Raw genomic sequence first — 20,505 nt, 5'->3', positions numbered from 1 at the left:
GCACGACGAGCACGTCGCCGCGGGACGACGGCGTCGCGGGCGGTCGCCGCGGCGCGCGTGCCGCGAGCGGACGCGGTCCTGGGCGCGCGGTCAGTCGACGGGGTCGGGCACGCCGTGCGGCAGGCGGTGGAGCACGCGCGCGTCGGCGGCGTCGCGTGCGTCGTCCCGCAGCCGCGCCACGAGCTCGCGCTCACGCCGCTCGGCCAGGACCGCCGCCAGGAAGGCCTCGGGGTGCGTCCCGGGCGGGGGCCCCGGGTGCACGTACCGCGCGACCTCGGCCGACAGCCGGGTGCCCAGCTCGACCCGCGACGCGGGGTGCAGGCCGTTCGCACGCGCGAGGAACTGCCGCACGGCCAGCGCGAGCCCGTCGGGCAGGCGCGCGACGTCGGCACCCTGCGCCCAGCCGGCCAGCCACGGGGGCATCTGGACCGGTGCCCGCCGCGCGCCCCCGCGCACCCGGACGGCGTACGTGCCCGCGAGGACGTCACCCAGCCGCTTGCTGCGGGGGTGGACGAGCGAGCACAGGAACGCGACCGAGCCGAACGTCATCCAGAGCTCGATGACGCCGACGAGCGCCCGGATCAGCGACTGCCGGAACACGAGCGGTCCGCCGTCGTCGCGCACGATCCGGATGCCCAGCGCGAGCTTGCCGAGCGACCGGCCGCGGCTGAGCGTCTCCATCGTCGTCGGGTAGACGACCATGACCGTGACGAGCGCCAGGATCGACGTGATCCGCGCGACCTCCTCGGACATCGCCGCCGGAGCCGTCGTCGTCAGCACGATCATGATCACGATCAGCGCGGCCGCGAGCACCGCGAGGTCGATGAGCGCCGCCACGAGGCGCGTCAGCGCGGACGCCGCCCGGGTGTCGAGCAGCACGCCCTCGCCGATGAGGATCTCGTCCTCGACCATCGATGTCCCTCCTCCGCCGAGGGAACACTAACCGGAGACGGGCCCCGGAGATGGCAGGCTGTGGGCCGTGGACCTCGACGCCTTCCAGGTGGCCCGCGACGAGTCGTGGCAGCGCCTCGACGCGCTCGCGCGCAAGCGGCGCCGCACGGGTGCCGAGTCGGACGAGCTCGTCCGGCTGTACCAGGCGGCCGCGACCGACCTGTCCGTCATCCGTTCGGCCGCGCCCGACCCGGACGCCGTGAGCCGGCTCTCGCAGGTGGTCGCGCGCGCTCGCTCCGCGATCGTCGGCGCGCACGAGCCGAGCTGGCGGGACGTCGCGGTGTTCGTGGGGGAGTCGCTGCCCGCGGCGCTGTACCGGATCCGCTGGTGGACGGTCGGTGTCATGGTCGGGTTCCTGGCCCTCGCGCTCGCCGCCGGGTGGTGGGTCGCGACGCAGCCCGAGGCGCTCGCGGCGATGGGCACGCCCGCCGAGCGGCAGCAGTACGTCGACCACGCGTTCGCCGAGTACTACGACCCCGGCGCGGGGTTCGCCGCGATGGTGTGGACCAACAACGCGTGGATCACGGCGGTGTGCGTCGCGTCCGGCATCACGGGCGTCATCCCCGTCTGGCTGCTGATCCAGAACGCCGTGAGCGTCGGCGCGGTCGGCGGGATGATGGGCGCGCACGGCGAGCTCGCGCTGTTCCTGCAGCTCATCGCGCCGCACGGCCTGCTCGAGCTCACGGCGGTGTTCGTCGCGGGCGGCGCCGGGCTGCGGATCTTCTGGACGTTGATCGACCCGGGTCCGCGCACGCGTGGGCGCGCGCTCGCGGAGGAGGGGCGCGCGCTGTTCACGGTCGCGCTCGGCCTCGTCGGGGTGCTGGCCGTGTCCGGTGTGGTCGAGGGCTTCGTCACGGGTTCGGGCATGGCCTGGTGGCTGAAGATCGTCGTCGGCGCGGTCGTGCTCGCCGCGTTCTGGGCCTACACGCTCGTGCTCGGTGGCCGCGCGGTCCGTGCGGGCGCGACGGGCGACCTCGACCCCGACCGCGCGGGCTACGCGGTGCCGCTCGCCGGCTGACGCCGCAGGACCCCGGTCGGCGCGCACCACGTGGTGCGCGGCACCCGTCGGCGCCGTCCGGCGAGAGGAGCGGGGGGTCAGCGCACCTCCACGTCGTGCCCGACGGCGTCGTCGGCGACGAACGTCACGAAGCGCTCCGCCTCGGCCACGACGTCCCGCCGCTCGCGCGCCGTCAGTTCGCCGAACGGCTCGACGACGAGCGTCGCGCGCTCACGTCGCCGTCGCGCGCGCGCCTGCTCGACACGCACGCGCTCGACGCGCCACGTCGCCGCCACCACGCCGTCGACGAGCACCGTGCCGGGCACGACGCCGTTGGGGCTCTGCAGCGCGCGGCGGTGCTCCTCGGCCACGACGCGTGTGCGGTCCGCGTGACTCAGGAGGACGTTGTCGAGGTCGGGCAGGAAGCGCACCGGGGCGGGGACGTCCGCGGGCGGGCGCGGCGCGTCGGGCAGGTCGAGCACCTCGCGCGGGTGCACCTTGCCGGGGGACGGCTCGGCGGTGAACCGGACCACGCGGTCGCCCAGGCGTGCGACGACCGCGGCCAGCCCGGTGAGCCCCGACCAGGCCTGGGCGTCGGTGACGCTCGCGGGGCCGAACGCGGCGAGGTACCGCAGGACGAGGCGTTCCAGCTCGGCGCCCAGGACGTCGGGGTCGGACAGGTCGGGCGCCGCCGCGGCGTCCGCGCCGAACCACGCGGTCGTCGTCGTCCACGTCGTCGCACCCGACCGGCCCCACACGCCGCGCGGCGGGACCTGGACGAGCGGGAGCGTGCCGCGCGCGGCGTGCGCGAGCGACGCCGGTGGGACGTGCGGCCAGCGCTCCGCGAGCAGCTTCCCGAGGGCCGTGCTCACGCGCGGCTCAGCCTCGACGAGCTCGCGCGCGAACGCCGTCACCTCGGCCAGGTCCACGGTGCGCAGCGGGGCCGAGTGCAGCGTGTTGACCACCAGGTCGCGGGCGTAGAGCGGGGCGACCAGGCCGGGCAGCAGCAGGGCGTCCGCCGCGTCGACCAGGTGGATCGTGCCGCGCATGACCGCGATCCGCGCGAGCCGCCGGTCGAGCAGCGCGTCGCCCAGGTCGGCGTGCGTGAACCCCTCGACCCGGCTCCACAGCCCGACGTACGGGGACCCCACGTTCTGCGCCTGCAGGCCCACGAGGTGCCCGACGACGTCGACGGCCGACGCGTCCGTCCGCTCGAGCAGGTGCTGACGCGCGAGCAGCGCACGGTTGAGCGCGCGACGGTCCATGAGGGGCGGCTCGGCCATGCCGGGACGCTACCGAACGTCACCCACGACGGGAGCGGTCGGCCCGTGCGGGGGTGGACGGATGCCGTCGACGCGGCTCGCGGGCGGGTCAGAGCCGGCCGGCCGCCTTGAGCGCCAGGTAGGTGTCCGCGAGGCGCGGGGCGAGGTCCTCGGGCAGCGCGTCGACCACCTCGACACCCCGCCGGCGCAGCCGGACCGCGACCGCCGACCGCTCGAGGTCGGCACGCTCCGCCGCCGCGGCGTCGAACACCGCGCGCGCGTCGGTGCGGGCCGTCCGGATCGCGTCCGTCTCGGGGTCGGCGACGGACGCGAGCACGACCTGGTGCCGCGACGTCAGCTGCTGCGCGACGCCCAGGAGCCCGCGCTCGACCGCCGACGCGTCGAGCGCCGTGAGCAGCACGACGAGCGCCCGCTGGCTGAGCCGCTCGCGCACCTGCGTGACGACGCCCGGCCAGTCCGTCTCGACCAGCTGCGAGGACGTCGTCGCGAGCGCGTCGGCGAGCGCGGGCATGAGCCGCGGCCCCGCGGTGCCCGCGACGCGCGCGCGCACGCGGCGGTCGAACGCCAGCAGCTCGACGCGGTCGCCCGCGTGCGTCGCGAGCGCGCCCAGCAGCAGGGCCGCCTCGATCGACGCGTCGAGCCGGGGTGCGTCCTCGACGCGGACCGCCGACGTGCGGCCCGTGTCGAGCACGATCAGCACACGGCGGTCGCGCTCGGGCCGCCACGTGCGCACGACGACGTCGGCGCGGCGCGCGGTCGCACGCCAGTCGATCGCGCGCACGTCGTCGCCGATCACGTACTCGCGCAGCGAGTCGAACTCCGTGCCGGGGCCGCGGACCTGCACCGCCGCACGCCCGTCCATCTCGCGCAGGCGCGCGAGCCGGCTCGGCAGGTGCCGCCGCGAGGCGAACTCCGGCAGGACGCGCAGCCGCCCCGGGACGGTGAGCGACGCCTGCCGCCCTGCGAGCCCGAGAGGGCCCGCCGAGCGGATCGTCACGCGGTCGGCCACCGCGTCGCCGCGGCGCGTCGGGTGCAGCACCGTGCGCACGCGCGCACCGTCGCCCGCCGCGACGGCGACCGTGTGACGGTCGCGTTCCGCGGACGCCGACGGCGGCCACGCGTCGCGCACCAGCCCGCGCAGGCGCCGGTTGCCGACGTTGGTGAGGGTGAGCGTCGACGTCGCGGGCTCGGTGAGTCGCACCGACGGCGGCAGGTCCCGCTGCACCGCGACCTGGCGTGGCGACGCCGCGAGCGACGCGTCGAGGACGCACAGCGCGACGCACACGAGCGCCCAGACCAGCACCGTCCCGGTCGACGGCAGCAGCAGCACGAGGGGCACGCCGACGGCCGCGAGGACCACCGCGCGCCAGGTGAGCGTCATGCGGCTGTCAGCGGGGGACGGGGACGGACGCGAGCACCGTGTCGAGCACCGTCTCCGTGCTGACGCCCTCCAGCTCGGCCTCTGCGCGCAGCTGCACGCGGTGGCGCAGCGTGGGGTGCGCGAGCGCCTTGACGTCGTCGGGCGTCACGTAGCTGCGACCCGACAGCCACGCCCACGCGCGTGCCGTCGCGAGCAGCGCGGTGGCACCACGCGGCGAGACGCCCAGCGCGAGCGACGGCGACCGGCGCGTCGCCCGACACACGTCGACCACGTAGCCCAGCACCTCGCGCGCGACCTGCACGCGCGCGACCTCCGCGCGGGCTGCGGCGAGCAGCGCGGTGTCGGCCACCGGCCGCACCCCGGCGGCCGTGAGGTCGCGCGGGTCGAACCCGCCCGCGTGACGGGCCAGGACCTCGACCTCGTCCTCGCGCTCGGGCAGCGGCAGCGTCAGCTTGAGCAGGAACCGGTCGAGCTGCGCCTCGGGCAGCGGGTACGTGCCCTCGTACTCGACGGGGTTCTGCGTCGCGATGACGAGGAAGGGGTCCGGCAGCGGCCGCGGGGTGCCGTCGACCGTCACCTGGCGCTCCTCCATCGCCTCCAGCAGCGACGCCTGGGTCTTCGGGGGCGTGCGGTTGATCTCGTCCGCGAGCAGGAGGTTCGTGAAGACCGGGCCCTCGCGGAACGAGAACTCGGCCGTGCGGGCGTCGTACACGAGCGAGCCCGTGACGTCGCCCGGCATGAGGTCGGGCGTGAACTGCACGCGCTTCGTCGACAGGTCGAGCGCCGCCGACAGCGAGCGGACGAGGAGCGTCTTCGCGACGCCCGGGACGCCCTCGAGCAGCACGTGGCCGCGGCACAGCAGCGCGATCACGAGACCGCTGACCGCGGCGTCCTGCCCGACGACGGCCTTGGCGACCTCGAGCCGGACGTCGGCGAGCGCCGACCGCAGCGCGACGCTGGGCGCGGCCGGTGCCGGCGGCGAGACCGGGGCGGGGGCCGGAGCCGACGACGGAGCGGGGTCGGCCGCGGGCGCCTGCTCGGCCTTGGTCCAGCTCGGCGGCCCGTCCGTCGCGGGGGCGGACGGCACCGCGTGCGCGGGCGGCGCGGACGGCACCGCGTGCGCGGGCGGCCCGGCGTGCGCGGGCGGCGGGGTCTGGGCGAGGGGCGCGCCGTGCGCGGCCTCCGGCGCCGGGGGCGTCGCGTACGCCGGGGGAGCCGCCTGCGCGGGCGGCGGGGCGTACGACGGCGGACCGGCGTGCGTCGGGGGCGCAGGCGGGGCGGCGGGCGGCGACGCCTGCCCGGCCGGGGGCGGCGTCGGGGCGTCAGCGGCCGCGTCGGGGTGGCCCGCGGGGGTCGGCGGGTGCGGCGGCTGCGGTGCGCCGGTCGTCTCGTCGGTCACGGTCGGTGAACCTCGCTCTCCAGGTGGTCCAGCGTCTGCGCGAGCCGCGCCAGGCCGGTGTCGTCGTGCGGTGGTGGTCCGTAGAGCAGCGCCTCGACGGTCGCCGCGGGGCGACCGGTCGCCCGGGCGACGGCGTCGACGAGCGCGTGGGGCTCGGCCGAGCGGGGCAGCCCGAGCCGGGCGGCGCACCGTGCGGCGGTCCCCGCACGCAGCGCGGCGGCGGCGTGGCCGTACGAGCGTGACCTGCGGTAGAGGCGTCCGCGCCCGCGGGTGGTCTCCGCCGCCGGGACGACGACGGGCAGCGGCTCGGGCACGATGCGGCCGAGCCGCCGTCCGCGCCAGACCGCCGCGACGAGCACCACGACGAGCAGCTGCAAGCCGAGCACGGGGACCCACGGCGGCAGGATGTCGCCCGTGCCCGGGCCGCTCGCCTCGCCCATGGTCTCGAAGGCCGACGGCAGGTACCAGACGAGCCGCTCGTGCCGTCCGAGCGTGCGCAGGACGAGCGCGGCGTTGCCCTCCTCGGCGAGGAGCGCGTTCGTGAGGATCCGCCCGTCGGAGAGCGCGGTCACGCGCCGCTCGCCGTCGACCACGGCGTACGCGCCGACGGTCGGGTCGTCGGCCGCCGGGAAGCACACGACCGCGTCGTCGCTCAGGGCCTGGAGCCCGGGCGCGGCGGTGATCGTGCCGGCCGCGGTCGCGTCGGGGTCGTCGCACGCGGCGGGCAGGTCGCCGTCGGGCCAGTAGCCGGCGTCGCCCGAGACGGCGTCGGTCGCGGCCTCGAGCAGCCACGGCGAGTCGACGACCACGAGGTCGGCCTCGGTCCCGACGACCGCGTCCACCGCGGCCTGGTCGAGGAGGAGGTCGCCGTTGACGACGAGCAGCGTCGAGCCCGCGCGCGCCTGCGCGACGGCGTCGCCGAGCCGCGTGACGTACCGGATCTCCACGCCCTGCCGCTGCAGGATCTGCGCGGCGGCCCGCGCCCCGCTGGGCGCGGGGTTGTCGGGTGCGAAGGGGTCGGTCGACGTGCGGGGCGTCGGCAGCGCGGCGAGCAGCCCGACGAGCACGAGCAGGCCCACGATCGCGAGCGGCAGCCGCCAGCGACGCCAGCGCCCGGTCGCGCGCGAGCGGGCGGTCGTGCCGTCGCCCAGGACGGCGGCGGGAGCGCTCACGACGGCACCACGAGCCGGTCGCCGGCGGCCGCGGCCGCGGTCGTCGGGCGGGTGCCGCGGACGCGCCGGTCGAGCTCGCGCAGCCGGCGGTCGTCGTCCGCGTCCGCGCGCACGTCCCCGTACGCGACGTCGTCGAAGAGGTCGCCGGCGGTCCGCAGGTCGGCGGCCAGGCCGGGCAGGCGCTGACCGGCGTCGGTGACGGCCTCGTGCGCGGTGCGGCCGGGCCGCTCGTCGAGGACGGTCCGCTCCTCGAGCCCGCGGACGACGGCCCGGAACCGCTCGAGGACCGCGAGGTGCCAGTCGCCGGCGGCCGCGGCGGCGTCGGCGGCGGCGCGCAGCTGCTCGGCGGTCCGCCGGTCGTCGGCGGAGAGGACGACGGCGCCCGTCCGGGCTCGCGTCCGCGAGCGCCGCACGGGGCCGACGAACCACAGGATGCCGAGCACGAGCGCGACGCCCGCGACGACGGCGATCGTCAGCGCGACGCCGTCGGGCAGGCCGAGCGACGGCACCGAGTCCAGCTGCTCCTGCAGCCACTCCAGGACCCGCTGCAGGAGCGACGGCTGCCGGTGGTACTCGGGCCGGGCGAGCTCGTCGCGGGCCCACTCGCGGGCCGTCTCGGCGTCCGGCTGGACGGGGACGTCGCGCAGCAGCGCGGCGACGACGGACAGCGCGGTCATCCGGCCTGGGCGGCTCGTGCGAGCTCGAGGTCGAGCCCTTCGCGGCGCATGCGCACGTCGATGTAGAGCAGCGCGTAGATCGCCGCGGTGAACGCGGTCGTGAGCGTGTAGGCGATGACGTTGCCGATGCCCGTGAGGACGATCGAGACGAACGAGGTGCCGGTCGGGTCCTGCGTGACGAGCGTCCCGACCAGCTCGAACGGGAACATCACGAAGTAGCTCGTGACGCTCACCATGATCTGGACGAGCACGTAGTACCCGAGCAGGCGCCAGAAGCTCCCGCGCGTGAGCCGCCACGCACGAGTGACGGTCGACCAGAAGCCCTTGCCCTCGAGCATGAGCGCCGGCGGCGCGAGCAGCGTGCGGATCGTGAACCAGATGCCGGCGACGACGAGCCCGAGCCAGCCGAGGATCCCGACGGCCACCGCGAGCCCGGTCTGGTCGGCCGTGGCGAGGCCGATCACGGCGCCGACCAGGAGCGCGGCGACCAGGAGCACCGCGGCACCCGCCAGGAGCGTGAACCCGACGACCCACCACACGCGGCCCGAGCGCAGGACCTCGCCGATGGTGATGGTGCGCCCCAGCACGGACCGGCTGACGGACACGATGAGCAGGCCGGTGAGGACCGTCGTGGCGAGCCAGATGATCGGCGCGGTCAGGAGCGTGCCGACGGCCCAGCCCAGCATCGCGTCGAGGCCGCTCGCGCCGGACGGGTCGAGCTCGAGCAGGGCGTCGCTGATCGCACCCGCCACGAGGCCCTGCACGTACCAGGTGAGGATCGTCGAGAGGACGACCGCGGCGCCGACGACGAGCGCCGACAGCCCGAACATGACGCGCGGGTTGGCCCGGATCGCCTTGAAGGCGCCGTCGAGCACCTCGCCGAGGCCGAGCGGCCGCAGCGGCACGATGCCCGGCTGGAGGGCGGGCGGCTTCCACGCGGAGCCGGGCGGGGGAGGCGGCGGCACGGGGGCGCCCCAGCCGCCCTGGCTCGCGCCCCACTGCGCCGGCGGTGCGGCGGGTGCGGGCGGGCCGGACGGGGGGACACCGGGGCCGGGGCTCGGCTGACCGCCGCCCGGTGCGGCCCACGCCGGCGGGCGGGGCGCGTCGTCCTGCGGGCTCGTCATGCGGAGCGCTGCCTCCTCGGGCTGGTGTGCGGCTCGAGGGGTGGCCCCCGGGCGACGCCCATCGTGCCACGTCGCCGTTCGCCGCCGGTGGAGGTGCGGGTGATCTGTGGGCCGTCCGGGGGGCCTCGTCCTGGATCGACAGCCGGCGGTGCGACAATGTCGCGCATGAAGGGACGTGTGCTGGTGGTCGACGACGACACCGCGCTCGCCGAGATGATCGGCATCGTGCTGCGCTCCGAGGGTTTCGAGCCGGTCTTCTGCGAGGACGGGGACGAGGCGCTCGGGACGTTCCGGGCGACCCAGCCCGACCTCGTGCTGCTCGACCTCATGCTGCCCGGACGCGACGGCAACGAGGTGTGCCGCCAGATCCGCGCCGAGTCGGGCGTGCCGATCGTGATGCTCACGGCGAAGAGCGACACCGTGGACGTCGTGCTGGGCCTCGAGTCCGGTGCCGACGACTACATCTCGAAGCCGTTCAAGCCCAAGGAGCTCGTCGCACGCGTGCGGGCGCGGCTGCGCCGCAGCGACGAGCCCGCCCCCGAGCACCTGTCGATCGGCGACGTCACGATCGACGTGCCCGGTCACCGCGTCGCGCGCGCGGGCCGTCCGATCTCGCTGACGCCGCTCGAGTTCGACCTGCTCGTCGCGCTCGCGCGCAAGCCGTGGCAGGTGTTCACGCGCGAGGTCCTGCTCGAGAAGGTGTGGGGCTACCGGCACGCGGCGGACACGCGCCTCGTGAACGTGCACGTCCAGCGGCTGCGCTCGAAGATCGAGAACGACCCGGAGCAGCCGGAGATCGTCGTGACCGTCCGCGGGGTCGGGTACAAGGCGGGCGTGACGCCCACGTGACGTCGGGCGGGGCTGCGCCGTGCCGCGCGTGAACAGCGTCTGGCGCCTGACGAGGGCCCGGACGCTGCGACGGGTGCGCGCCTGGCCCCGGGCGTGGCGCGGGTCGCTCCAGTTCCGCGTCATCGCCTCCACGCTCGTCATCGGTCTCGTCGCGCTCGCGTGCGTGGGTCTCTACGTCGGCGAGCGCATGCGCGACGGCCTGTTCGACGCGCGTCGCGACCAGGTGCTCGACGAGAGCGCCCGCAGCACCCAGCAGGCGCAGGACACGTTCGCCTCGTCCAACGCGACGCTCGGCCCGGACGTGCGGCGCCTGCTGCGCGACGTCGCGCAGTCGCAGCGGACCGGGACGTCCGGCGAGCGCGAGGTCTTCCTCCTGCGCGCGCCGGGGCAGACGTCGCCCGTGACCGGCGGTGCGGCCGCCTCGGACGGGTCCCTGATCGACGTCGTGAGCGACGACCTGCAGCTCGCGGTCGCGGAGGGCGGGCAGCACTGGCAGTCCGTCGGCGTGGAGACGGACGACGGACGCGTCGAGCCCGCGATCGTCGTCGGCCAGGAGGTCCAGGTCCCCGTCGTGGGCCGCTACCAGCTGTTCTTCCTCTACAGCCTCCAGGCGGAGCAGGACCGGCTCGACTTCCTGCAGCGCACGCTCGCGCTCGCGGGCGTGGTGCTCGTGCTGCTCCTCGGCTCGATGACGTGGCTCGTCACGCGGCAGACCGTGCACCCGGTGCGCCGCGCCGCGCTCGTCGCGGAGCGGCTCGCCGACGGGCACCTGTCGGAGCGGCTGCCGGAGCGCGGCGAGGACGAGATGGCGACGCTCGCGCACTCGTTCAACGAGATGGCCGAGAGCCTGCAGGACCAGATCCACCGCATGGAGGAGCTGTCCGCGGTGCAGCGCCGGTTCGTGTCCGACGTGTCGCACGAGCTCCGCACGCCGCTCACCACGATCCGCATGGCGGGCGAGGTGCTGCACGCGGCGCGCGACGACTTCGACCCCGCGACGAAGCGCTCGGCCGAGCTCCTGCAGACGCAGCTCGACCGGTTCGAGGACCTCCTGGCCGACCTGCTCGAGATCAGCCGGTTCGACGCGGGCGCCGCCGTGCTCGACGTCGAGGGCCGCGACGTGCGCGACGTCGTGGTCCGGGCGGTCGACCTGGCCGGCCCGCTCGCCGAGCGCCGCGGCTCGTGGCTGCGCGTCGTCGTGCCCGAGGACCGGTGCGTCGCCGACATCGACCCCCGCCGCGTCGAGCGGATCCTGCGCAACCTCCTGGTCAACGCGGTCGAGCACGCGGAGGGCACCCAGGTCGAGGTCACGGTCGCGGGCGACGCGCACGCGGTCGCCGTGACCGTCCGCGACCACGGCGTGGGCATGACGGCCGACGAGGCCGAGCACGTCTTCGACCGGTTCTGGCGCGCCGACCCGGCACGCGCCCGCACGACGGGTGGGACGGGCCTGGGGCTGGCGATCTCGCTCGAGGACGCGCACCTGCACGGCGGCTGGCTCGAGGCCTGGGGTCGTCCCGCGCGCGGCGCGTCGTTCCGGCTCACGCTCCCGCGGCGCGCCGGGATCCGGCTCGCGTCGTCGCCGCTGCCGCTCGTGCCGGACGACTCCGTCGCACCGGACCCGGTGCTCGACGCCGCCTCACGCCCCCGCACCGACCCGGCGGCGCTGCCGGACCTCGACGGGCCGGTCGGCACCGCGACGTCGCCGACGGGCATCCGCGCGGTGTCCGTGCACGTCGCACCCGCCGACCCCGACCGCGAGGGGGCCGTGCGATGAGGGGCGCACTGCGTCGCCGCGTGGCCGCCGCGGCCGCGGCCGCCGTGACGCTGCTCCTCGCGGCGTGCACCGCGATCCCGACGTCCGGACCCGTGCAGCAGGGTGGGGACGGGCGCGTCGACGAGCCGTCGAACATCGACGTCCTCGCGGAGGGGCCGCGACCCGACGCCGCGCCGCTCGAGATCGTCGAGAGCTTCCTGGTCGCGGGCTCGGCGGGTTTCCGGGACGACTTCGTCGTCGCGCGCCAGTACCTCGCGGGCGAGGCGCGCGCGGAGTGGCAGCCGCTCGCGGGCGTCGTCGTGTCCGGTGCGCTCGAGTTCGGCGACCTGGGCGACGGCCAGGTGCAGGTCGACGTGCCGGTCGTCGCACGCGTCGACCGGGAGGGGCGGTACGCCGAGGCGCCTGCGGGCGCGGAGTCGTCGGTGACCTTCGGGCTCGTGCAGGACGACGAGGGCCAGTGGCGCATCTCCGAGGCGCCCGACGGGCTCGTCGTGCCGACGGACGACTTCGAGGTGTTCTTCCGTCAGACGTCGATCTACTTCCTCTCGCCCGACGAGACGTTCCTCGTCCCCGAGCAGCGCTGGCTGCCGGTCAAGAGCCGCGAGACGTCGGTCGTGAGCGCGCTGCTCGCCGGTCCGTCGCCGTGGCTGCGCGACGCGGTGCACACCGCGCTGCCCGACGGCGTCCAGCTCAAGCCCGAGGCGGTGAGCGTCGACGCGGAGGGTGTCGCGCACGTCGGGCTGTTCACGACGCGGACGGCCGAGCTGCTCGACGCCGACCGGCCGCTGCTGCTCGCGCAGATCGAGCAGTCGCTCCTCGCCCTGCCCGGTGTGTCGTCCGTCGACGTGACCGCGGGGGGAGTGAGCCTCGACGGCGCGGCGTCGCTGCGCTCGGGCGAGGGGCCTGCGGTCGCACCCGAGGTGCTGCTCGACGGTGCCCTCGTGCAGGTGGGGACGGACGGTCCCGCACCGGTCGACGGCCTCGGACCGCTCACGGTGCCGGACCCGAGCGCCCCCGCGCGCGACGAGGGTGGCACCGTCCGCGTCGTGCTGTCCGACGGGCGCTCGCTCGTGACCGTGCCGACCGAGGACGACCCCGGAACGACGCTCTACACCGGGAGCGCGCTGTCGGCGCCGTCGGTCGACCGGCACGGCTACGCGTGGACGACCGACGTCGGCGCGGGGATCGTCGCGGTGCTCGCGTCCGGGGCGACGGGGGAGCCCGCGGCGCAGGCCGTGCCGGTCGCGGCTCCCGCGCTCGAGGGTCGGACCGTGCGCTCGGTCCGGGTGTCGCGCGACGGGGTGCGCGTCGCGCTCGTGTCGACGGGCGACGACGGCGTCGCGGTGCACCTGGGTGCCGTCGTGCGCGACCGCCACGGCGTCCCGCAGGCGATCGGCGAGGTCGTGCGCGTCGGCACGCCGCTCACCGCGGCGTCGTCGGTCGTGTGGTTCGACGAGGCGACGCTCGGGGTCCTCGCGACCGAGGGCGGGGAGAGCGTCGTGCACGTCGTGCCGCTCGCCGGGGAGACGACGACGCTGCCGCGCGCGTCCGGGCTGGTGTCGCTCGCGGGAGGTCGGACGCCGTACGCGGCGACGGCGGACGGCACGCTGCTGCGGCTCGTCGGCACGACGTGGGTGCGTGTCCCCGACGTCGCGGGCGTGCGCGACCCGTCCCTGCCCGGCTGACCCTCGCGTCGAGCCGTCCCCAGCCCTCGGGCGGACGGCCGTCGTCCACCGCGCGGAGCCGGGGTGCTCGCCGTGCGGTCCGGGCTCGGTGTGCTGTCGCCGTGCCCCCGACACCGGTGCGTCCGACGCGTCCGCCGACCCTCCCGACGGCCGCCCTCCGGCCCGCGGCCCGCCCGGTCGCGCCGGCCCGACGGCGGCCGGCGGCGCGCGGCGCACCGGGGCCGACGGGTCGCGCGCTCCGTCGCCACGCCGTCCGGGTCGCGCAGGAGCTCGCGGCGCTCGTGCTGCCCGTCGCGTGCGCGGGGTGCGGTGCGGTGGACGTCGCCTGGTGCGCCGCGTGCCGGAGCGCGCTCGCGGGGCCGCCGTGGCGGTGCGAGCAGCGCGCCGGACGGCTGGACCTGCTCGACGGGCGTCCGCCGCTGCCCGTCTGGACGCTCGCGGACAACGTCGGCGCGGTGCGGCACGCGATCGTGGCGTGGAAGGACGGCGGGCGCCTCGATCTCACGCGCCCGCTCGCCGCGGACGTCGCCCGGGCTGCGCGGTCCGTCGCACCCCACGTGCCCCGGTCGCGCCCCGGACCGCTCGTGGTCGCCGCCGTCCCGTCCACCGCGGGGGCGCGACGCCGACGCGGCGGGTGGCTCGTGGACGAGCTCGCGCGCGCCGCGGTCGCGGCCTTGCGGGAGGAGGGCGTCGACGTCCGCCGTGCTCCCGTGCTGCGCCGGAGGGGCGGGCGGGACCAGGCGGGGCTCGGGGCACGGGCCCGGGCGCGCAACCTCGTGGGCCAGCTCCGCGTCGCGCGCGGCGCCGACCGCGTGCTGGGCGGACGCGACGTGGTGCTCGTCGACGACGTGCTCACCACGGGCGCGAGCGTGGCGGCGTCGGCTGCGGCCGTGCGGGCGGCGGGCGGGGTCGTCGTCGCCTGCCTGACCGTCGCCTCGACCCCCGGACCGGGCACGGGAGGAGTCGCCCGGTGACCGGTTCGCGCCGGTCGTCCGGTTCGTCGTCCGCCGGTCGGGCGGCGATTGGTCCGACCCCCGGCCGCGGGGTTAGCGTGGGTGCCTGAGCCGACGGCGCAGCGGAGCCCCCGATCTCGAAGCAGTCGAGGTCGACCCGCAGCGCGGGAGGAGGTGACGCCGCCCGACTGTCCCCCGGGGCAGGAAGAAGCATGTCGCCGGGCGGTGCGAGCCGCCCCAGACCTCGCAGGAGGCTCACATGGAGATCGTGGTTGCAGGCCGGCACACCGAGGTGCTCCCGAAGTACCGGGCACACCTCGAGCAGAAGCTCGCGAAGGTCGAGCAGCTGGCCCCCCGCGCACAGCGGATCGACGTCCTCGTGTCGCACGAGGCCAACCCTCGTCAGTCGGGCAGCTGTGAGCGCGTCGAGCTCACCGTCGTCGACAAGGGTCCCGTCATCCGTGCCGAGGCGTGCGCAGACGACCGGTACGCGGCGCTCGACCTGGCGCTCGGGAAGCTCCTCGAACGCCTCCGCCGCTCACGGGACCGTCGTAAGGACCACCGCAACCACACTCCGCTGACCCCCGTCGACGTGCGTCCCCTCGAGCAGGTCCCGGAGCCCGCCGAAGCACCCGCCCCGGTCGACGGCGCCGTGGAGACGACGCTCGGCGACTCGCCGGTCGTCATCCGCGAGAAGGTCCACGAGGCGCTCCCCATGACGGTCGACGACGCGCTCTACGAGATGGAGCTCGTCGGTCACGACTTCTACCTCTTCATCGACGCCGAGACCGCGCAGCCGGCCGTCGCCTACCGCCGCCGCGGCTGGAGCTACGGCGTCATCAAGCTGGACACCGCCGTGCGCACCGACGCCCCCGCGTCCGCCGTCGTCGGCGGCTGACCCCCGCGTCCGACGACGCCCGGCTGTCCCCGTGAGGGCCGGGCGTCGTCGCGTGCCAGGCGCGTCAACGGGTCGCGTCGGTGGTCACCGCCATGATGGGACGGTGCCTCCCGCCGGCCTCCCCGCCCCCACCGAGTCGCTGTCGCTCTCGCAGGCCCGCCGTGTCGCGCTGCGCGCGCAGGGCCTCGACGTCCCGCGCCCGGAGCGCACGGGCCCGGCGACGATGCGGCACCTCCAGCAGGTCGTCGACCGGCTGGGCCTCCTGCAGATCGACTCGGTGAACGTGCTGGCCCGGGCCCACCTCATGCCGACGTTCTCGCGCGTCGGCCCGTACGACCCGGCGCTGCTGGACCGCGCGTCGGGTCGTGCGCCGCGCCGGCTCGTCGAGGCGTGGGCCCACCAGGCGTCGTACGTCCCGCCCGAGACGTTCCGGCTGCTCGGCTGGCGCCAGCGCAGGTACGCGACCGAGGCGTGGGGGTCGATCGCGCAGGTGCCGCTGCAGCACGCGCCGGCCCTCACGGAGATCCGCACGCTGCTCGCGTCGTCCGGCCCGCTCACCGCGAGCGAGGTGCAGGTGCACTTCGAGGCCGACCACCCGACGTCGCGGGACGAGTGGGGCTGGAACTGGTCGGTCGCGAAGCGTGTGCTCGAGTTCCTCTTCTTCACCGGCGAGGTCACGTCGGCGGGCCGCAACCCGGCGTTCGAGCGCCGCTACGACCTCGCGGAGCGGGTCCTGCCGCCCGACGTGCTCGCCCGGCCCGAGCCGGACGACGCGGCCGCGGTGCGGGCGCTCGTCGAGATCTCCGCCCGCGCGCACGGCATCGGGACGCTCGGCTGCCTGGCCGACTACTTCCGCATCTCGCAGCGCCTCGCCGCGACCGCCGCCGCCGAGCTCGTCGAGGACGGCGTCCTCGTGCCCGTGCGCGTCGCCGGGTGGGAGGCGCGCCCCGTCTTCCGCCACCGCGATGCGACGCTCCCACGCTCGGCCCGCGGGGCGGCGCTGCTCAGCCCGTTCGACCCGCTCGTCTTCGAGCGCCGCCGCCTCGAGGAGCTGTACGGGCTGCGGTACCGCATCGAGATCTACGTGCCCGAGCCCAAGCGCGTGTGGGGCTACTACGTGCTCCCGTTCCTGCTGGGCGAGCAGCTGCCTGCGCTCGTGGACCTCAAGGCGGACCGCGCCGCACGTGTGCTGCGGGTCGTCGCCGCGCACGCGAGCCCGGGCACCGACCGCGTCCCGTCGGGCACGGTCGAGGCGCTCGCGGCCGAGCTGCGCCTCGTCGCGACGTGGCTCGGGCTCGACGACGTCGTCGTCGGTGCGCCCGACGGCACGCTGCGCGGCGACCTCGCGGCTCCGCTGCGGCACGCGACCAGCGTCGCCGCGTGATGCGCCGGTCCGACTTCGCGCTCGTCGCGCTCGCGGGTCTGCTGTGGGGCACGGGCGGGCTCTCCGGGGTCGCCGCGGGGGAGTCGGGGCACCTGGAGTCCTTCGCCGTCGCCGCGTACCGGCTGCTCGGCGGTGGTGTCGTGCTGCTCGTCGGCGCCGCGGTCGTCGGCGCCTTCCGCGGCGTCCGCGTGAGCCGCACGCTCGTCGGGCACGTCGTCGCGACCGCGGTGCTGGCCGCGAGCTACCAGGCGGCCTACTTCGCGGCGGTCGAGCGCGCGGGCGTCGCGACGTCGACGCTCGTCGCCCTCGGCGGTGCGCCCGTGCTCGTCGCGGTCGGCACGGCCGTCGCCACCCGCCGCGCGCCCGCGCGGACGACCGTCGTCGCGACCGTCCTCGCGCTCACCGGGCTCGCCGCGCTCGTCGGCACCAGCGGCGGCGCGGGGCCCGCGCCGCTCGCGGGCGTCGCGCTCGCGCTCGTGTCCGCCGCGTCCTTCGCCGCCATGACCGGCCTGGGCCGTCGCGTCGTGCCGCACGCCGGCCCCGTGGCGACGACGGCGCTCGCGTTCACGCTCGGCGGAATCCTGCTCGCGGCGGTCGCGCCGCTGCGCGGGGACCGGCTCGACGTCCCCGACAGCGCGACCGGGTGGTGGCTGCTCGCGTTCCTCGCGGTCGTGCCCACCGCGGGCGCGTACGGCGCGTACTTCTCGGGCCTGCGCACGGTCCCGGCCACGACCGCGAGCCTGCTGGCGCTGCTCGAGCCGCTCACGGCGACGGTCGGCGCGGTGCTCCTGTACGACGAGCGCCTCGGGCTCGGCGGGATGATCGGCGCGGTGCTCCTCGCGGGCGCCGTCGTCGTCCTTCGGCCCCGGACCTCGACCGGGCCGACTAGCATGGTCGGGCCCGGCCACGCGGCCGGTCAGCCAGCCGCTCCGACGCCGCGCGTGCCAGGGGCGAGAACACGTCGGGAGTAGTGCGCGTGCCCACGATCGTCGACAAGGTCCTCCGGCTCGGTGAGGGCCGCGTCCTCAAGAAGCTGTCCGGCATCGCCCAGCAGGTCAACGCGCTGGAGGACAGCTTCACCTCGCTGTCCGACGCGGAGCTCCGCGAGGAGACCGACCGCTTCCGCGCCCGCCTCGCCGACGGCGAGACCCTCGACGACCTGCTCGCCGAGGCGTTCGCCGCGGTGCGTGAGGCCGCGCGCCGCACCCTCGGGCAGCGGCACTTCGACGTGCAGCTCATGGGCGGCGCCGCGCTGCACCTCGGCAACATCGCCGAGATGAAGACCGGTGAGGGCAAGACCCTCGTCGCGACCGCGCCGGCCTACCTCAACGCGCTGTCCGGCAAGGGCGTGCACGTCGTCACGGTCAACGACTACCTCGCCGAGTACCAGTCCGAGCTCATGGGACGCGTCTACCGGTTCCTCGGCCTGACGACCGGCGTCATCCTGTCGCAGCAGCAGCCGGCCGAGCGCCGCGAGCAGTACGCCGCCGACATCACGTACGGCACCAACAACGAGTTCGGCTTCGACTACCTGCGCGACAACATGGCGTGGAGCGTCGACGAGCTCGTCCAGCGCGGCCACAACTTCGCGATCGTCGACGAGGTCGACTCGATCCTCATCGACGAGGCCCGCACGCCGCTCATCATCTCGGGCCCCGCGTCGGGCGACACGAACCGCTGGTACGGCGAGTTCGCGAAGGTCGTGCGACGCCTGCAGCCGGAGCGCGACTACGAGGTCGACGAGAAGAAGCGCACCGTCGGCGTGCTCGAGCCGGGCATCGCGCGCGTCGAGGACTACCTCGGCATCGACAACCTCTACGAGTCGCTCAACACGCCGCTCATCGGCTTCCTCAACAACGCCATCAAGGCGAAGGAGCTGTTCAAGCGCGACAAGGACTACGTCGTGATGAACGGCGAGGTCCTCATCGTCGACGAGCACACCGGCCGCATCCTGCCGGGCCGCCGCTACAACGAGGGCATGCACCAGGCCATCGAGGCCAAGGAGGGCGTGACGATCAAGGCGGAGAACCAGACGCTCGCCACGATCACGCTGCAGAACTACTTCCGCCTCTACGCGAAGCTGTCGGGCATGACCGGTACGGCCGAGACCGAGGCCGCCGAGTTCCAGGGCACCTACAAGCTCGGCGTCGTGCCGATCCCGACGAACCGTCCGATGCAGCGCATCGACCAGAAGGACTTCGTCTACAAGAGCGAGGACGGCAAGTTCGACGCGGTCGTCGAGGACATCGTCGAGCGGCACGCGAAGGGCCAGCCGGTCCTCGTCGGCACCACGAGCGTCGAGAAGAGCGAGCTGCTCTCGTCGAAGCTGCGCAAGCAGGGTGTCCCGCACGAGGTCCTCAACGCGAAGCAGCACGCACGCGAGGCCGCGATCGTCGCCCAGGCGGGTCGCAAGGGTGCCGTGACCGTCGCGACGAACATGGCCGGTCGAGGCACCGACATCATGCTCGGCGGCAACGCCGAGTTCATGGCCGTCGCCGACCTCGCCGCGCGCGGGCTCGACCCCGCCGAGAACGCGGAGGAGTACGAGGCCGCCTGGCCGGGCGCGCTCGAGAAGGCCAAGAGCGCGGTCGCCGCGGAGCACGACGAGGTGGTCGAGCTCGGTGGTCTGTACGTCCTCGGCACCGAGCGCCACGAGTCGCGCCGCATCGACAACCAGCTGCGCGGTCGTTCCGGCCGTCAGGGCGACCCGGGGGAGTCCCGGTTCTACCTGTCGATGCAGGACGACCTCATGCGCCTGTTCAACTCGGGCCTCGCCGAGTCGATGATGACGCGCGCCGGCTTCCCCGAGGACATGCCCCTCGAGTCGAAGATGGTCACGCGCGGCATCCAGTCCGCGCAGGCGCAGGTCGAGTCGCGCAACTTCGAGATCCGCAAGAACGTCCTCAAGTACGACGACGTGATGTCCCGTCAGCGCGAGGTCATCTACGACCAGCGGCGCCGGGTGCTCGAGGGCGAGGACCTGCACGAGCAGGTCAAGCACTTCCGCAACGACGTGCTGTCCGCCTACATCGACGGCGCGACCGCCGAGGGTCGTCCGGAGGACTGGGACCTCGAGGCGCTGTGGACCGCCCTCAAGGCCGTGTACCCGGTGACGATCACGCCCGAGGAGGTCGTCGAGGAGGCCGGCGGTGCCCAGCGTCTGACGCGTGACCTCGTCGAGCGCGAGATCCTCTCCGACGCCGAGCACGCCTACGCCGACCGCGAGGCGACGATCGGCTCGGACAACATGCGCCAGCTCGAGCGGCGCGTCACGCTCTCCGTCCTCGACCGCAAGTGGCGCGAGCACCTCTACGAGATGGACTACCTCAAGGAGGGCATCGGCCTGCGCGCGATGGCGCAGCGTGACCCGCTCGTCGAGTACCAGCGCGAGGGCTACCAGCTCTTCAACGCGATGACCGACGCCATCAAGGAGGAGACGGTCGGGTACCTCTTCAACCTCGAGGTGCAGGTCGCGCCGACCGAGGAGGCCCCCGTCGTCACGGCCGAGTCCGCCGCGCAGACCGCAGCCGCCGCCGGGCCCGCACCGGCCCCGGCCGCCGGCCCGCGGAGCGTCGCCGACGGTCCGACGGCCGGCCGCCTCGTCGCGAAGGGCCTCGACGGTCCCGAGCGCCGCGTCCCGCTCCAGTACTCGGCACCCTCCGTCGACGGCGACGCCGCCACCGTGACGAAGCGCGACGGTGGCACGCCCGCCGCGGGCCAGTCCGGTGACGCGCCGGCCGCCGGCAGCAACCGTGAGGCGCGCCGCAAGGCGCAGCGCCAGCAGCGCAAGAACTGACGACGCACGACAGGACCGGCCGCCCCTGAGGGACGGCCGGTCCTGTCGTGCACGGGGACGAGCCGGGTCGCCCTGCCATCGGCGCCGCGCACCGGCGTGCGTCGGGCGTGCCGTCGCGCCGGTCCACCGGCGCCCGTCGGGCCAGCCCTCCTGTCAGCCGACCTCGAGCACGGTCTCGC

At 75.6% G+C, this 20,505-nt stretch carries 16 protein-coding genes; 9 read left to right on the top strand and 7 right to left on the bottom strand.

All coding sequences use genetic code 11. The features are described from left to right. Positions 1-90: 90 nt before the first annotated feature. Complete coding sequence (locus GXP71_RS09610; protein ID WP_162352467.1) at positions 91-912, bottom strand: RDD family protein; 822 nt, start codon at positions 910-912, stop codon at positions 91-93. A 67-nt stretch (positions 913-979) separates the two neighbouring features. Between GXP71_RS09610 and GXP71_RS09605 the strand changes: the two genes are divergently transcribed. Next, positions 980-1,969: a stage II sporulation protein M gene (locus GXP71_RS09605; protein ID WP_162352466.1), complete on the top strand. Its 990-nt coding sequence runs from the start codon at positions 980-982 to the stop codon at positions 1,967-1,969. A 77-nt stretch (positions 1,970-2,046) separates the two neighbouring features. Here the strand turns inward: GXP71_RS09605 and GXP71_RS09600 are convergent, their stop codons facing one another. The 6 genes from GXP71_RS09600 to GXP71_RS20550 all read right to left on the bottom strand — a co-directional run bounded on the left by GXP71_RS09600 (position 2,047) and on the right by GXP71_RS20550 (position 8,984). Continuing rightward, entirely contained in the window at positions 2,047-3,231 is a 1,185-nt protein-coding gene (locus tag GXP71_RS09600; protein ID WP_162352465.1) for a winged helix DNA-binding domain-containing protein, read from the bottom strand. An 88-nt stretch (positions 3,232-3,319) separates the two neighbouring features. Beyond that, positions 3,320-4,612 (bottom strand): DUF58 domain-containing protein, encoded by a 1,293-nt coding sequence (locus GXP71_RS09595; protein WP_162352464.1) that lies wholly within the window; start codon positions 4,610-4,612, stop codon positions 3,320-3,322. A gap of 7 nt (positions 4,613-4,619) precedes the next feature. Beyond that, a complete protein-coding gene (locus tag GXP71_RS09590) occupies positions 4,620-5,726 on the bottom strand; it encodes a MoxR family ATPase (RefSeq protein WP_202924387.1) in 1,107 nt (368 codons plus the stop codon). Between the two features lie 281 nt (positions 5,727-6,007). Further along, on the bottom strand, positions 6,008-7,183 hold the full coding sequence (locus GXP71_RS09585; RefSeq protein WP_162352463.1) for a DUF4350 domain-containing protein: 1,176 nt from the start codon (positions 7,181-7,183) through the stop codon (positions 6,008-6,010). Beyond that, positions 7,180-7,860, bottom strand: coding sequence for a DUF4129 domain-containing protein (locus tag GXP71_RS09580; protein ID WP_162352462.1), 681 nt, complete (start codon positions 7,858-7,860; stop codon positions 7,180-7,182). The genes GXP71_RS09585 and GXP71_RS09580 overlap by 4 nt, the downstream gene beginning before the upstream one ends. After that, positions 7,857-8,984, bottom strand: a complete 1,128-nt coding sequence (locus tag GXP71_RS20550; RefSeq protein ID WP_162352461.1) for a glycerophosphoryl diester phosphodiesterase membrane domain-containing protein — start codon at positions 8,982-8,984, stop codon at positions 7,857-7,859. The genes GXP71_RS09580 and GXP71_RS20550 overlap by 4 nt, the downstream gene beginning before the upstream one ends. A 165-nt stretch (positions 8,985-9,149) precedes the next feature. On the opposite strand from GXP71_RS20550, the gene mtrA reads away from it, so the two are divergent. From mtrA to secA, 8 genes are all read left to right on the top strand, one after another. Then, positions 9,150-9,833 (top strand): MtrAB system response regulator MtrA, encoded by a 684-nt coding sequence (gene mtrA, locus GXP71_RS09570; protein WP_124343279.1) that lies wholly within the window; start codon positions 9,150-9,152, stop codon positions 9,831-9,833. A 73-nt stretch (positions 9,834-9,906) separates the two neighbouring features. After that, on the top strand, positions 9,907-11,610 hold the full coding sequence (gene mtrB, locus GXP71_RS09565) for an MtrAB system histidine kinase MtrB (protein WP_238402704.1): 1,704 nt from the start codon (positions 9,907-9,909) through the stop codon (positions 11,608-11,610). Beyond that, the gene (locus GXP71_RS09560) at positions 11,607-13,295 is read left to right on the top strand and encodes an LpqB family beta-propeller domain-containing protein (protein ID WP_162352459.1); all 1,689 of its coding nucleotides are present in this window, start codon (positions 11,607-11,609) and stop codon (positions 13,293-13,295) included. The genes mtrB and GXP71_RS09560 overlap by 4 nt, the downstream gene beginning before the upstream one ends. Positions 13,296-13,609: 314 nt before the next feature. Next, positions 13,610-14,269 (top strand): ComF family protein, encoded by a 660-nt coding sequence (locus GXP71_RS09555; protein ID WP_238402703.1) that lies wholly within the window; start codon positions 13,610-13,612, stop codon positions 14,267-14,269. Between the two features lie 238 nt (positions 14,270-14,507). Continuing rightward, positions 14,508-15,146: a ribosome hibernation-promoting factor, HPF/YfiA family gene (gene hpf, locus GXP71_RS09550; protein WP_162352458.1), complete on the top strand. Its 639-nt coding sequence runs from the start codon at positions 14,508-14,510 to the stop codon at positions 15,144-15,146. Between the two features lie 103 nt (positions 15,147-15,249). After that, a complete protein-coding gene (locus tag GXP71_RS09545; RefSeq protein ID WP_162352457.1) occupies positions 15,250-16,530 on the top strand; it encodes a winged helix-turn-helix domain-containing protein in 1,281 nt (426 codons plus the stop codon). Beyond that, on the top strand, positions 16,530-17,501 hold the full coding sequence (locus tag GXP71_RS09540) for a DMT family transporter (protein ID WP_238402739.1): 972 nt from the start codon (positions 16,530-16,532) through the stop codon (positions 17,499-17,501). Before GXP71_RS09545 ends, GXP71_RS09540 begins: the two co-directional genes overlap by 1 nt. Positions 17,502-17,506: 5 nt before the next feature. Continuing rightward, positions 17,507-20,326, top strand: coding sequence for a preprotein translocase subunit SecA (gene secA / locus GXP71_RS09535; RefSeq protein WP_162352455.1), 2,820 nt, complete (start codon positions 17,507-17,509; stop codon positions 20,324-20,326). The last annotated feature ends 179 nt before the right edge of the window (positions 20,327-20,505 follow it).

It is taken from the genome of Cellulomonas sp. H30R-01, assembly GCF_010119915.1.
GTDB classification, from domain to species: Bacteria; Actinomycetota; Actinomycetes; order Actinomycetales; family Cellulomonadaceae; genus Cellulomonas; species Cellulomonas algicola.
Note: the sequence above shows the minus strand (reverse complement) of the source record. Positions and strands in the feature narration are given on the sequence as shown.

What these genes read in the sequence shown, in the direction of transcription:
- GXP71_RS09610 (WP_162352467.1), bottom strand. Translation starts at nt 912, where the DNA reads ATGGTCGAGGACGAGATCCTCATCGGCGAGGGCGTGCTGCTCGACACC.
- GXP71_RS09600 (WP_162352465.1), bottom strand. Translation starts at nt 3,231, where the DNA reads ATGGCCGAGCCGCCCCTCATGGACCGTCGCGCGCTCAACCGTGCGCTG.
- GXP71_RS09595 (WP_162352464.1), bottom strand. Translation starts at nt 4,612, where the DNA reads ATGACGCTCACCTGGCGCGCGGTGGTCCTCGCGGCCGTCGGCGTGCCC.
- GXP71_RS09580 (WP_162352462.1), bottom strand. Translation starts at nt 7,860, where the DNA reads ATGACCGCGCTGTCCGTCGTCGCCGCGCTGCTGCGCGACGTCCCCGTC.
- GXP71_RS20550 (WP_162352461.1), bottom strand. Translation starts at nt 8,984, where the DNA reads ATGACGAGCCCGCAGGACGACGCGCCCCGCCCGCCGGCGTGGGCCGCA.
- mtrA (WP_124343279.1), top strand. Translation starts at nt 9,150, where the DNA reads ATGAAGGGACGTGTGCTGGTGGTCGACGACGACACCGCGCTCGCCGAG.
- GXP71_RS09560 (WP_162352459.1), top strand. Translation starts at nt 11,607, where the DNA reads ATGAGGGGCGCACTGCGTCGCCGCGTGGCCGCCGCGGCCGCGGCCGCC.
- hpf (WP_162352458.1), top strand. Translation starts at nt 14,508, where the DNA reads ATGGAGATCGTGGTTGCAGGCCGGCACACCGAGGTGCTCCCGAAGTAC.
- GXP71_RS09540 (WP_238402739.1), top strand. Translation starts at nt 16,530, where the DNA reads ATGCGCCGGTCCGACTTCGCGCTCGTCGCGCTCGCGGGTCTGCTGTGG.